We start from the raw sequence: 14,597 nt of genomic DNA on the forward strand, positions 1-14,597 counted from the left end.
GTCAGCGTGGCCCGGGCAATCGACGTGCGCATAGTGGCGTGCCTCGGTTTCATATTCGACGTGTGCCGTCGAAATGGTGATCCCGCGTGCCTTCTCTTCCGGCGCGCCATCAATCTTGTCATACGCCTGGAAGTCACCGAAATACTTCGTGATCGCCGCAGTCAGCGTCGTCTTGCCGTGGTCAACGTGACCAATCGTGCCAATGTTAACGTGCGGTTTGTTACGTTCAAACTTTGCCTTTGCCATGATGGCCTCCTGTCTGTCTTCTACTGACCAAGAACGCGCTTACGCGTACTTGGACTGAATTTCTTCACTAATGTTTTGCGGGACCGCTTCGTAGTGATCGAACTGCATCGTAAACTGCGCACGGCCCGAAGACATCGAACGCAAGTTATTGATATAGCCAAACATATTTGCCAGCGGCACCATACAGTCGATCGCAATCGCATTGCCGCGTGGATCCTGACCGGTCACCTGACCCCGGCGCGATGTAAGATCGCCGATGATGCTGCCGGTGTAGTCTTCTGGCGTCACAACTTCGACCTTCATGATCGGCTCGAGCATCTTGGCGCCCGCTTTCTTCATCGCTTCGCGCATCCACTGACGTGCGGCGATTTCAAAGGCAAGAACGGACGAGTCCACGTCGTGGAATTTACCGTCGATCAGCTGAACCTTGAAGTCGATGACCGGGAAACCAGCCAGCGGGCCGCTGTCCATAACCGACGTGATGCCTTTTTCGACGCCCGGAATGTATTCCTTTGGCACCGCACCACCAACAATCTTGCTTTCGAAGGAATACCCTTCGCCCGGAGCTGTCGGAGTGATAATCATCTTCACTTCAGCAAATTGACCCGAACCACCCGACTGTTTCTTGTGGGTGTAGGTGTGCTCGGTCTCGCGCGAAATCGTCTCGCGGTAAGCCACCTGAGGCGCACCAATGTTCGCTTCAACTTTGAATTCACGCTTCAAACGGTCAACGAGGATATCGAGGTGAAGTTCGCCCATACCCTTCATGATCGTCTGACCCGACTCGATGTCGGTCTCAACGCGGAAAGACGGGTCCTCGGCAGCCAGACGCTGCAGACCCAAGGACATCTTCTCCTGGTCAGCCTTTGTTTTCGGCTCGACCGCGATCTCGATAACGGGATCAGGAAACGTCATAGTTTCCAGAACGACCGGATCGCTCTTGTCGCAAAGAGTATCGCCAGTCGTCGTGTTCTTCAGGCCACCAAGCGCGATGATGTCACCAGCAAATGCTTCGGTGATTTCGTCGCGGTCGTTCGAGTGCATCATCATCATCCGGCCAACACGCTCGGTGTTGCCTTTTGTCGAGTTCAGCATCGTGTCGCCCTTCGAAAGCGTGCCCGAATAGGCGCGCACGAAGGTCAAAGTCCCCACGAACGGGTCGTTCATGATTTTGAACGCAAGTCCCGAGAACGGCATGCTGTCATCAGCACGACGCGGGATGTTACGGGTCTCGGTGTCGTCGCCCGGCTTGAAGCCCATGTAGTCGACAACGTCGATTGGGCTTGGCAGGTAGTCGATCACAGCGTTGAGAAGCGGCTGAACACCTTTATTCTTAAACGCAGATCCACACATAACAGGGATGAATTTAATGGCCAAAGTGCCAGCACGAATAAGGCGTCGCAAAGTTGGAACGTCCGGCTCAGCGCCGTCCATTAGATATTTTTCCATCTCGTCGTCGTCCATTTCGACGGCAACTTCGATCATCTTGGCACGCCATTCATCGGCTTGCGCCTTCAAGCTGTCACGGATCGGCTTTTTGACCCAGGACGCGCCCAGATCTTCGCCTTCCCAGACCCATTCTTCCATGGTGACAAGGTCGATCATGCCTTCCAGCTCGGTCTCTGCCCCAATTGGGATCTGGATCGGGCATGGCGTGGCCCCTGTACGGTCTTGGATCATGTGAACGCAGTTGAAGAAGTCAGCGCCGATTTTGTCCATCTTATTCACGAACACGATCCGCGGAACCTTGTAACGGTCAGCCTGACGCCAAACTGTTTCAGTCTGCGGCTCGACACCGGCGTTGGCGTCCAGAACACAAACCGCTCCGTCAAGAACCGCAAGCGAACGTTCAACTTCGATAGTGAAGTCAACGTGGCCAGGGGTGTCGATGATGTTCAGGCGGTGCTTAGCCGAGTCAGGGGTGTCGCCGTCCTCAGTGCGCTCCCAGAACGTGGTGGTCGCAGCGGACGTGATCGTGATGCCACGTTCCTGCTCTTGCTCCATCCAGTCCATGGTCGCAGCGCCATCGTGCACTTCGCCAATGTTGTGCGACTTGCCTGTATAAAAAAGGATGCGCTCGGAACACGTGGTCTTGCCGGCGTCAATATGCGCCATGATCCCGAAGTTACGGTAGCGCTCGAGAGGATATTCGCGTGCCATTAGGGCTGCTCCTGAAAGTCTTTACCAGCGGTAGTGGCTGAACGCGTTGTTGGCGTCGGCCATCTTATGGGTGTCTTCGCGCTTTTTCACCGCAGAGCCACGACCATTCACCGCATCTGCCATTTCACCGGCAAGACGCTCTTCCATGGTGTTCTCGTTGCGGGACTTCGCAGCAGCGATCAGCCAGCGAATGGCCAACGCTTCGCGACGCTCGGGACGCACTTCGACAGGCACCTGATAGGTTGCACCACCCACACGGCGCGAGCGAACCTCGACCGATGGCTTGATGAGCTCGAGGCCTTCGTGGAAAACTTCCAACGGAGACTTCTTCAGGCGGTCTTCAACCCGCTCAAACGCATTGTAAACGATGCGTTCGGCGATGGATTTCTTACCATCAACCATGAGGTTGTTCATGAACTTTGTCAGAACCCGGTCGCCATACTTGGCATCGGGCAGAACTTCGCGCTTCTCGGCGGCGTGACGACGGGACATCTCGTATTCCTCTTACTTCGGACGCTTAGCGCCGTACTTCGAACGACGCTGCTTACGGTCTTTGACGCCCTGGGTATCCAGAACACCGCGCAGAATGTGATAACGAACACCAGGAAGGTCTTTTACCCGGCCGCCACGGATCAGAACCACAGAGTGCTCCTGAAGGTTGTGGCTCTCACCCGGGATATAGCTGATGACCTCGAAACCATTTGTCAGGCGCACTTTGGCAACCTTCCGCATGGCCGAGTTCGGCTTCTTCGGTGTCGTTGTATACACCCGCGTACATACACCACGTTTTTGAGGACATCCCTCAAGGTGCAGCGACTTCGAGCGTTTTACTTTGGGCTGCCGGGGTTTCCGGATCAGCTGTTGGATCGTTGGCATTGGGCTCGTCTTCCCCGTGTTGCAACACTTATCTGTTTCGACCCGCGCGTATCGCCGGCCATCTTAAATTCTGGGGCGCGCATGCCCCGGCTCGTCGTCGCGTCTTCGTGCGTCCACGACAACGCAGTAAACCGCAGCGCTCCCAATCTTCGGGGGCACGCGGTGGGTATCCAGAGGATCGGGACCATTCAGTCCGGATCGTGACCACTTACATCTGTTAAAGGCATGTCAGGCGATCAACCCGAGAGGCCAAGTGGGCGCGTTCTAGCCAGAGTCGCCAGTACTGTCAACAGCGCCCGAGGCCCTTATCGCACCCGAATGCCCTTAGGTGTCCCGCGCGCCGATTTTCGCTCGCGCCAAAGGGTGAAAAGCCCGGTCGCAACAACGATCATTGCCCCGATCTGCGTCCAAGTGTCCGGCCACTCGCCGAAAACAAAAACCCCAAGCAGAAGAGCAGCCAAAAGCGATGTGTATCGGAACGGCGCCACTGCTCCGATCTCGCCGACTCGCATCGCCATGACCGAGAACAGATAGCCACCGATGATCGCAAACACCGCGAAAGCTAAAAGCACGAAATCACCGCGCCCCATAGGCTGCCAGTCAATGAACGCGGCCCCCGTTGCCGAAAACAGCAACACGCCGGCACCTGCCACAAAAGCAACCATCAACGACGGCACCTCAGCGTTCAGCTTGCGCGCCGCAAGGTCGCGCGCAGTCACACAAACCACAGCCAGCAACCCATAGGCCGAGTAGATCGTGAACCCGTCACTCCCCGGCCTGACAATGATCATCACGCCGGCGAATCCAACTCCGATCGCAAGGAACCGTCGCCACCCGACTTGCTCTCTCAGAACCAGGGCCGCCCCAAGCGTGACCGTCAGCGGCAGCGCCTGAATGATCGCCGTGACATTCGCTATCGGAAGATTGAACAACGCATTCAGGAAAAAGTACGCCGACCCGATCTCTGCCACAGTTCGCAGACCGATAAGCGCTTTGTCTTTTGAAGACACCGGAGCCGAAAACGCCCCTGCCCGCCAGGCCATCAAGCCAATCAACACAACGACAGCGCCGCTTCTGAGGAACAGCAACTGAAAGAAAGGCACATGGTCGCTTAACAGCTTCATGAACGCATCATTGACAGTAAACGCCGTCATCGCCCCCGTCATCAAAAGCGCGCCGCGAAGATTGGGGGTCAAAGTCATGCGGTGAGGCTTAGTTGGAATGAGAATGCCCAGCCAGCGAATTGTAGTATCTGATAGCCTTCCGTAGTTTTTTTGACCGGGCTAGCGCCGGATCACTGTCGGAATTCCCAGCATCTTGGAAACCGAAATCTCAGAGTCGCTCATCAGCGGTGGCCATGGGAAATTAGCCATCCGGGCATGGCGTGGAAACAGCGTTTCGGCAAATGGCTTGTGACGGCTAAAGGGATCGGCCAGTCGGCCATCGGAAGGCTACGGCTCGTCGGATCGCTTGGGCACGACAGCATAAGAGGATGGTCCGCATGGATGCTGAGCATCGGGCGCAGCTGATCCTTGACGTAAATCTCTTCGGTCAAGCTGCCCATGTCGGCAGCGCCCATCTCGGCCATCACTTCACGTGTTGTATTAGGCACGCTGAGCGGCTTGTAGCCAGCCCTGACCAAAATGACCGCACCGCCCCCTTGCCATACGCTCTTCATAGGCCCGGGCGGTTTCAATCTCGACAGATTACGCGTTCAGCGCGTCCACAAGACCATCGACCTCTTCATAAAAACTTAAGATCCTCAAAGAAAACCCTCTATGGCGCACACGTTCGTATTTGACCGAACGGGCCTGCTCTACGCTGTCGAAATACCGCATGATTACCGGTGTCATGATACCTCCACAGTCTCTGACTGTTTGTGGTCGTCGCGCCGGTCCGGTGCACGTCCGTTTGCTGTGCGCGACGCGCCCGGGATGCCATTGGAAGCCCCACAACAATTGCCAGGACCAAAAACAAAGCTTCAATCGTGAATACCACATTATAGGGCGTGTTTGGCGTCAATCCAGCGCCTTGAGCCCTTAAGATCACGTCGCGAACGATACCCGCAAGAGCGATGCCTACCCCAGCCGCCGTCGCCTGTACCGCCCCCCAAGCGCCAGACCAATGCGGTCTTTAGGCGCAAGACGAATAGACGCCGTCAAAGTTGCATGGCCGAACAATCCCGCCCCCAGTCCTGTCAGCAACGTGCCCACGAGAAACATCACTGGCGTCAAGTTGACGCACCTGTCACTTTCACTTCCATCATCGTTGTCAGAAAAAAATTACAATCAGACCAAGTGAGCCTTTGTGAAGCCCTGAAGCGCTGACCTTCAGTGGTAAATTCAAAAATTTTTGGGTTTCCCTGCACCGTGAATGGCGCAGCGTGCAGCAGAAACATCCATAAAAATTCAAGATTTTCGCAGGCGTTTCATAAAAAATACGCGTTCGCAGTCCAGGAATATCTCGGAATTCACGAGGGGCTTCCGACTCCCGATCCCTCGCGGCCGCCGAACCCCGACACCATAAAAAAGCCCCGCAAAATGCGGGGCTTTTTCAATTCTACAGGGCGACGACTATCAGTCGCGGCTCTCCGGGGTCTCCACCAGATCGGTGTCAATCTCCGTCACCTCGATGTCTTCCATCACTGGTGCAGCAAGCGCTGCCGCAGCTTCCGCCTCGGCGCGCGCTTCCTGAATGACCTTTAGGTCACGCTCAGCTGCCACGCGACGAACTTGCTGAGTTGCCCCACCAGTACCCGCCGGGATCAGACGACCCACGATGACGTTCTCTTTCAGACCGACCAGCGTGTCGCGCTTACCCTTAACCGAAGCTTCGGTCAGAACCCGCGTGGTTTCCTGGAACGACGCTGCAGAGATGAACGAACGTGTCTGCAAGGACGCCTTGGTGATCCCCAGAAGGATCGGCTCGCCCTGTGCCATACGACGACCTTCGGCCGTTGCTTTCTCATTCGCCGCATCGAACTCAGCTTTGTCGACATGCTCGCCCTTCAAAAGCGTAGTTTCCCCAGAATCCTGGATCTCCCACTTCTGAAGCATCTGACGCACGATGACTTCGATGTGCTTGTCGTTAATCTTAACGCCCTGAAGACGATAAACGTCCTGCACCTCGTCGATCATGTAGTCAGCAAGCGCCTCGACACCCATAATGGACAGGATGTCATGCGGCGCCGGATTGCCGTCCATGATGTAGTCGCCCTTCTGCACGAAGTCGCCTTCTTGCACGGGGATGTGTTTGCCTTTCGGCACCATGTATTCGACTGCATCCGCGCCTTCTTCGGCCGCTTCGATCGAAATCCGGCGCTTGTTCTTATAGTCGCGTCCGAATCTCACATAGCCGTCGATCTCAGCGATGATCGCGTGGTCCTTAGGACGACGTGCCTCGAAGAGTTCAGCAACACGCGGCAGACCACCGGTGATGTCCTTCGTCTTCGCACCTTCACGCGGAATACGCGCAATCACGTCACCCGCCCTCACATCCGAGCCTTCTTCAATCGACAAAATCGCGTCGACCGACATTGGATAGGTGATCGGATTACCGGCTTCGTTGCGCACTGGCTCACCGTCGCTCCCCACAAGGATCACTTCAGGCTTCAGATCGCTGCCCTTTGGCGCAGAACGCCAGTCAGTCACGATCTTCTGCGTCATGCCGGTTGCGTCGTCGGTCTCATCGCGCACCGAAATGCCCGAAACAAGATCAACAAAACGCACAGCACCCGCCTTTTCGGCGATAATCGGAAGTGTGTACGGGTCCCACTCGAACAACTTGTCGCCGCGCGCTACCGTGTCGCCCTCTTTCGGGAAGACCTTGGTGCCGTACGTCAACTTATGGCTGGCCCGCTCAATGCTATTCTCGTCAATGATGACAAGCTGCATGTTACGACCCATGACGATCTCTTCGCCCGCATCGTTGGCAAGAAGGTTCGAGTTCTTGAACAAGATCTTACCGTCCTGAGATGCTTCAAGGAACGACTGCTGACCACCCTGAGCAATGCCGCCGATGTGGAACGTCCGCATCGTCAGCTGCGTGCCTGGTTCGCCGATGGACTGAGCCGCGATGATACCGACCGCCTCGCCCTGGTTCACCAAAGTACCACGCGCAAGGTCACGACCATAACACATGGCGCAAACGCCTTCTTCCGCTTCGCAGGTCAATGGTGACCGCATCCGCATTGTCGGAACTTTCGCCCGCTCGACCAGATCAGCTTTACGCTCGTCGATCAGCTCGCCCTTGGTCAACAACACCTCATCGGTGCCAGGAGCCAGTACGTCCTCTGCAGACACACGGCCCAGAATACGCTCACCCAAGGTTGCGACGACTTCACCGTCGTTGATCGCGGGCTCTGCCGTGATCGCAAGTTCGGTGCCACAGTCATGCATACGAACGATGCAATCCTGTGCGACGTCAACAAGACGACGCGTCAGATACCCCGAGTTCGCAGTCTTCAACGCCGTATCCGCAAGACCCTTCCGGGCACCGTGGGTGGAGTTAAAGTACTCAAGAACCGTCAGACCTTCTTTAAAGTTCGAGATGATCGGCGTTTCGATGATCTCACCCGACGGCTTGGCCATCAGACCACGCATACCGCCAAGCTGCTTCATCTGTGCAGGCGAGCCACGCGCACCGGAGTGCGACATCATATAAACGCTGTTCGGTTCTTTCTCGGCGCCGGCATCATCGATCTTAACGGACGAGATTTCGCCCATCATCGCGTCAGCTACGTCATCCGAACACTTCGACCATGCATCGACAACTTTGTTGTACTTCTCACCCTGAGTGATCAGACCGTCCATGTACTGTTTTTCGAACTCTTTGACCTGATCGCGGACCGTATCAACGATAGTCCACTTGCTGTCCGGGATAACCATGTCGTCCTTACCGAACGAAATGCCTGCCTTGAACGCTTCGCGGAAACCCATCGTCATGATGTGGTCACAGAAGATTACAGACTCTTTCTGACCGCAATAACGGTAGACGGTGTCGATGACCTGCTGCACTTCTTTCTTGCGCAGAAGGCGGTTTATCAAGCTGAACGGAGCCTTTGCATTCAGTGGCAAAAGTGCGCCCAGCTTGATGCGACCGGGGGTCGTGTCAAAACGCACGATAACTTCCTGACCTTCGTCGTCGATCTGCTTCACGCGCGCTTTGATCTTGGAGTGCAGGTGCACTTCGCCTGCATCCAATGCATGCTGAACTTCGTCGGCATCGGTGAAGACCATGCCTTCGCCTTTCATGCCCTGGCGCTCCATCGAAACGTAATAGAGACCAAGGATCATGTCCTGCGATGGAACGATGATCGGCGCGCCGTTTGCTGGCGACAGAACGTTGTTCGTCGACATCATCAGAACGCGGGCTTCAAGCTGTGCTTCAAGCGACAAAGGCACGTGAACAGCCATCTGGTCACCGTCGAAGTCAGCGTTGAACGCCGAACAGACAAGCGGGTGCAGCTGGATTGCTTTACCTTCGATCAAAACAGGCTCGAACGCCTGAATGCCAAGACGGTGAAGCGTTGGCGCACGGTTCAACAGAACCGGGTGCTCGCGGATAACCTCGTCGAGAATATCCCAAACTTCGGGACGCTCTTTTTCGACAAGCTTCTTCGCTTGCTTCACGGTCGATGACAGACCTTTGGCTTCAAGACGCGAATAGATGAACGGCTTGAACAGCTCCAACGCCATTTTCTTCGGCAAACCACACTGGTGCAACTTCAGTTCCGGTCCCGTCACGATGACCGAACGACCCGAAAAGTCGACGCGCTTACCCAAAAGGTTCTGACGGAAACGCCCCTGCTTACCCTTCAGCATATCGGAAAGCGACTTCAGAGGACGCTTGTTGGCACCCGTGATGACGCGACCGCGGCGTCCGTTGTCAAACAGCGCATCCACAGATTCCTGCAGCATCCGCTTTTCGTTCCGCACAATGATATCTGGCGCACGAAGCTCGATCAGGCGCTTCAGACGGTTGTTCCGGTTAATTACGCGGCGATAAAGATCGTTCAGGTCCGACGTCGCGAACCGGCCACCGTCAAGCGGCACCAGCGGACGCAGTTCCGGAGGGATCACAGGGATCACGGTCAGAACCATCCATTCGGGACGGTTGCCCGACTCGATGAAGCTTTCAACGATCTTCAGACGCTTGATGATCTTCTTCGGCTTCAATTCACCCGTTGCGACAGCCAGATCAGCGCGCAGCTGCTCGGCCTCGGACTCAAGGTCGATGTTCTGCAACATCTCGCGGATAGCTTCGGCGCCAATGTTCGCGGTAAACGCGTCCATGCCATAGGCATCTTGCGCGTCCATGAACTCCTCTTCCGACATCAACTGACCGTATTGCAGGTCCGTCAGGCCGGGCTCTATCACGACGTAGTTCTCGAAATAGAGGATACGCTCAAGATCACGCAGCGTCATGTCAAGCATCAGACCGATGCGCGACGGCAGCGACTTCAGGAACCAGATGTGCGCGACAGGAGCAGCCAATTCGATATGGCCCATCCGCTCGCGACGCACCTTCTGAAGCGTCACCTCAACACCGCATTTCTCGCAGACAACGCCGCGATACTTCATGCGCTTATATTTACCGCAAAGACATTCGTAGTCCTTGATCGGGCCAAAAATCCGCGCGCAGAACAGACCGTCGCGTTCAGGCTTGAACGTCCGGTAGTTGATCGTCTCGGGCTTTTTGATCTCGCCGTAGGACCACGAAAGAATACGCTCGGGTGACGCCAGAGAGATTTTGATCTCGTCGAACGTTTTAACGGGCGCAAGCGGGTTAAACGGGTTTGTTGTCAGTTCCTGGTTCATGCTTTTTCCTTAGAGGCTGGCGTTGGAGAAGGTGGGAGTGACGAAAACCGTCACTCGTCATCCTCCACCGCATCCAGGAGTTCCATGTTTAGACCGAGGCCTCGGACTTCCTTGACCAGAACGTTGAAGCTTTCGGGCACGCCCGCTTCAAAGTTGTCCTCGCCTTTGACAATCGACTCGTAGACTTTGGTACGGCCTGCAACGTCGTCCGACTTGACAGTGAGCATCTCCTGAAGCGTGTATGCCGCACCGTAGGCTTCCAGCGCCCAGACTTCCATCTCCCCGAAACGCTGACCGCCGAACTGGGCTTTACCACCCAGAGGCTGCTGCGTGACAAGGCTGTAAGGCCCGGTTGATCGCGCGTGGATCTTGTCATCGACAAGGTGGTGCAGCTTCAGAAGGTACTTGATACCGACCGTCACCTGCCGCGCAAACTTCTCGCCTGTACGACCATCGAACAAGTCCGATTGACCGCTTTGGCTGAACCCAGCGCGTGTCAGCGCATCGTTCACGTCAGCTTCTTTCGCACCGTCAAAGACCGGCGTTGCAATCGGCACACCATTTGTTGCGTTGCCCGCAACTTCAAGCAGACGATCTTCGCTGAGATCCTTGATGCCCTCGTCATAGACGTTGTCACCATAAGCGATCTTCATCGCATCACGGACCGGAGTCATATCGCCCGAACGACGGTATTCGCCCAAAGCTTCGTCAATCTGGATACCCAGACCGCGCGATGCCCAACCCATGTGGGTTTCAAGGATCTGACCGACGTTCATGCGCGAAGGCACACCCAGCGGGTTCAAAACGAAGTCCACCGGCGTCCCATCCCCAAGGAACGGCATGTCCTCCATCGGAACAACCTTCGAGATCACACCTTTGTTGCCGTGACGACCAGCCATCTTGTCGCCCGGCTGAAGCTTGCGCTTCACGGCCACAAAGACTTTGACCATCTTCATCACACCCGGCGGAAGATCGTCACCACGACGGACTTTCTCGACCTTGTCCTCAAAGCGGTGATCCAAAGCACGCTTTTGTGCTTCGTACTGCGCATTCAGGGCTTCGATCTGCTGCGCTTCCTTCTCGTCAGCGATAGCAAGCTGCCACCACTGACCACGAGACAACTGTTCAAGAAGGTCTTCGTCGATCTTCGACTTCGGCTTCACGCCTTTCGGACCCTTCACAGCAACTTTGCCCAGAAGGCCGTCCTTCAGACGCGAATAGATGTTGCGCTCAAGGATGCCCAATTCATCGTCCCGGTCACGGGCCAGACGCTCGACTTCTTCACGCTCGATCTGAAGCGCACGCTCGTCTTTTTCGACGCCGTGCCGGTTAAAGACACGAACCTCAACGATCGTTCCGAAATCACCCGGCGGCAGACGTAAAGACGTGTCACGCACGTCGGATGCTTTCTCACCAAAGATGGCGCGCAGAAGCTTTTCTTCCGGCGTCATCGGGCTTTCGCCCTTTGGTGTGATCTTCCCGACCAGAATATCCGCCGGCCCCACTTCCGCGCCGATATAAACGATTCCAGCCTCGTCGAGGTTGCGCAGCGCTTCTTCACCAACGTTCGGGATGTCGCGGGTAATCTCTTCCGGCCCAAGCTTCGTGTCACGGGCCGCGACTTCGAATTCATCAATGTGGATAGACGTAAACACGTCGTCACGCACGATGCGCTCGGAGATCAGGATCGAGTCCTCATAGTTGTAGCCATTCCACGGCATGAAGGCGACGACGACGTTCTTACCAAGGGCCAATTCACCAATATCGGTGGACGGACCGTCCGCAATTACTTCTGTCTTGCCAACCGTGTCACCCACCTTGACCAGCGGACGCTGGTTAATACAGGTGTTCTGGTTCGACCGCTGGAACTTGCGCAGACGATAGATGTCCACACCCGGATCGCCCGGCTCAAGATCAGCTGTTGCGCGCACAACGATACGCTGAGCGTCGACCTGGTCGATGATGCCCGCACGCTTCGCCATGATTGCCGCGCCAGAGTCCTTGGCCACAACTTCTTCGATGCCCGTGCCAACCAGCGGAGCTTCCGCTTGCAACAAAGGAACCGCCTGACGCTGCATGTTCGAGCCCATCAAGGCACGGTTCGCGTCATCGTTTTCAAGAAACGGAATAAGCGAGGCCGCAACCGACACCAGCTGCTTGGGTGAAACGTCAATCAGATCAACATTTTCGCGCTGTGACATCGTGTAGTCACCCGATTTTCGGGTGTTTACGAGGTCATTTACGAATTTGCCGTTCTCATCAAGGTTCGCGTTCGCTTGCGCCACGGTGTGCCGCATTTCTTCTGTGGCCGACAGATAGATAACCTCGTCCGTTACCTTGGTGTCGATCACCTTGCGATACGGCGTTTCGATGAAGCCGTACTTGTTCACGCGAGCGAACGTCGCAAGCGAGTTAATAAGACCAATATTCGGCCCTTCCGGCGTTTCAATCGGGCACATACGACCATAGTGCGTCGGGTGCACGTCGCGCACTTCAAAGCCCGCACGTTCACGTGTCAGACCACCGGGCCCAAGCGCGGAAAGACGACGCTTGTGCGTGACTTCCGAAAGCGGGTTGGTTTGGTCCATAAACTGCGACAGCTGCGACGAGCCGAAGAACTCACGAACGGCTGCAGCAGCAGGCTTGGCGTTGATCAGATCCTGCGGCATCACCGTGTCGATCTCGACCGATGACATACGCTCCTTGATCGCGCGCTCCATCCGAAGCAGTCCAACGCGATACTGGTTCTCCATCAATTCACCAACCGAGCGGACGCGGCGGTTACCAAGGTGGTCAATATCGTCGATATCGCCCTTGCCGTCGCGAAGCTCGACCAATGCCTTGATACAGGCAACGATGTCTTCTTTGCGAAGCGTGCGCTGCGTGTCTTCAGCATCCAGAGCAAGACGCATATTCATCTTCACACGACCAACGGCCGAGAGATCATAACGATCGCTGTCGAAGAACAACGTGTCAAACAAAGCAGACGCTGCGTCCACGGTGGGCGGCTCGCCCGGACGCATGACGCGGTAGATGTCCATCAGTGCCGTGTCACGGCCAAGGTTCTTGTCGGCAGCAAGAGTGTTGCGGATATAAGGACCGACATTGATGTTGTCGATGTCCAGAACCGGGATGTCATTGACCCCTGCATCCATCAGCTCTTTCAGCGTACCGCCACTGACTTCGCCCGCTTTATCAAGCTCCCAAGTCAACTCATCCCCGGCTTCGACATAAATCGCACCGTTTTCTTCGTTGATGATGTCACGGGCTGCAAACCGCCCAATGAGGTTATCAAACGGCACCAGAAGATCCTTAACCTTGCCCTCATCAACCAGCTGCTTCACCGCGCGCGGAGTGATCTTCTTGCCGGCTTCGGCAATCACTTCACCGGTTTTAGCATCGACAAGATCAAACGTAGGACGGGTGCCACGCACACGCTGAGGGAAGAACTTGGTAACCCAACCCTTGTTCTTCTTCAGCTTGAAATTAACCGTATCATAATAGGCATCCATGATGCCTTCTTGGTCAAAGCCCAAAGCATAGAGCAGGGTCGTGACAGGCAATTTCCGGCGACGGTCGATCCGGGCAAAGACATTATCTTTCGCGTCGAATTCAAAGTCGAGCCAGGAGCCACGGTAAGGAATGATACGGCAAGCAAACAAAAGCTTACCAGACGCATGCGTCTTACCCTTGTCGTGGTCAAAGAACACACCGGGCGACCGGTGCATCTGAGACACGATCACCCGCTCGGTACCGTTCACGACGAACGTTCCGTTCGGCGTCATCAAAGGCATGTCGCCCATGAACACGTCTTGTTCCTTGATGTCCTTAACCGATTTCGCACCCGTATCTTCGTCCACATCAAATACGATGAGGCGCAGCGTCACCTTCAAAGGCGCGCTGTAGGTCATGTCACGTTGCTGACATTCCTCAACATCGTATTTCGGCTTCTCAAGCTCGTACTTTACGAACTCGAGAACGGCCGTTTCGTTGAAGTCCTTGATCGGAAAAACCGACTGGAAAACACCCATGATGCCTTCGCCGTCCATTGGCTCCGGCTGATCGCCGGACCCAAGGAAAAGGTCATAGGAAGATTTTTGAACCTCAATAAGGTTCGGCATCTCAAGAACTTCACGAATTTTACCGTAGTACTTGCGAAGACGTTTCTGGCCGAGAAAGGTCGTTGCCATAGGATATGAATCTCCGTTTAATCGGCACGGCCACCGGTTTGGGCGTCCGGAGCAGTGCCAGATCGGAACAGTTTCCGCTTCCATACCAGAGAGACCTCCCAAAGATCCCTCGCCCGAAACGTTAACTGCCCTATCAAAGCGCAACACTCCGTTACGCTGTGATAAGGCAATATCAATGGTTTATGATGCTTGTGGCTGCGCGCTCACCGAATCAAATTTCCGCCTGAGCGATCCAGATAACAACGACTTGGTCGGCTTTCAACCGAAAGCGACACTACAACTGCAATTTACACGCTCCTTTTAAGCC

General features: G+C 55.6%; 9 protein-coding genes and 1 pseudogene. All 10 read right to left on the reverse strand.

Translation table 11 applies throughout. From position 1 onward, the window contains the following. The coding region (locus Q1B15_RS10410; protein WP_299749747.1) for a GTP-binding protein at positions 1-246 on the reverse strand (246 nt) is incomplete at its 3' end. A gap of 39 nt (positions 247-285) precedes the next feature. After that, positions 286-2,406 (reverse strand): elongation factor G, encoded by a 2,121-nt coding sequence (gene fusA, locus Q1B15_RS10415; RefSeq protein ID WP_299753681.1) that lies wholly within the window; start codon positions 2,404-2,406, stop codon positions 286-288. Between the two features lie 21 nt (positions 2,407-2,427). Then, the gene (gene rpsG, locus Q1B15_RS10420) at positions 2,428-2,898 is read right to left on the reverse strand and encodes a 30S ribosomal protein S7 (RefSeq protein WP_299753682.1); all 471 of its coding nucleotides are present in this window, start codon (positions 2,896-2,898) and stop codon (positions 2,428-2,430) included. A gap of 12 nt (positions 2,899-2,910) precedes the next feature. Then, positions 2,911-3,282, reverse strand: a complete 372-nt coding sequence (rpsL, locus tag Q1B15_RS10425) for a 30S ribosomal protein S12 (RefSeq protein WP_076980154.1) — start codon at positions 3,280-3,282, stop codon at positions 2,911-2,913. A 305-nt stretch (positions 3,283-3,587) separates the two neighbouring features. After that, entirely contained in the window at positions 3,588-4,484 is an 897-nt protein-coding gene (locus tag Q1B15_RS10430) for a DMT family transporter (RefSeq protein ID WP_299753683.1), read from the reverse strand. Positions 4,485-4,627: 143 nt separating this feature from the next. After that, positions 4,628-4,894 carry a hypothetical protein gene (locus Q1B15_RS10435; RefSeq protein WP_299753684.1) on the reverse strand — a complete coding sequence of 89 codons (267 nt, stop codon included), beginning with the start codon at positions 4,892-4,894 and terminating at the stop codon, positions 4,628-4,630. Positions 4,895-4,988: 94 nt separating this feature from the next. Further along, positions 4,989-5,135: a hypothetical protein gene (locus Q1B15_RS10440; protein ID WP_299753685.1), complete on the reverse strand. Its 147-nt coding sequence runs from the start codon at positions 5,133-5,135 to the stop codon at positions 4,989-4,991. A gap of 91 nt (positions 5,136-5,226) precedes the next feature. Then, a pseudogene (locus tag Q1B15_RS23455) lies at positions 5,227-5,504 on the reverse strand (PucC family protein); the annotation flags it as partial. Between the two features lie 354 nt (positions 5,505-5,858). Next, entirely contained in the window at positions 5,859-10,100 is a 4,242-nt protein-coding gene (gene rpoC / locus Q1B15_RS10455) for a DNA-directed RNA polymerase subunit beta' (RefSeq protein ID WP_299753686.1), read from the reverse strand. 50 nt (positions 10,101-10,150) lie between these two features. Then, a complete protein-coding gene (rpoB, locus tag Q1B15_RS10460; protein ID WP_299753687.1) occupies positions 10,151-14,290 on the reverse strand; it encodes a DNA-directed RNA polymerase subunit beta in 4,140 nt (1,379 codons plus the stop codon). Between the last annotated feature and the right edge of the window lie 307 nt (positions 14,291-14,597).

The sequence above is a fragment of the uncultured Boseongicola sp. genome (assembly GCF_937988555.1).
In the GTDB taxonomy this organism is placed as follows: domain Bacteria; phylum Pseudomonadota; class Alphaproteobacteria; order Rhodobacterales; family Rhodobacteraceae; genus Boseongicola.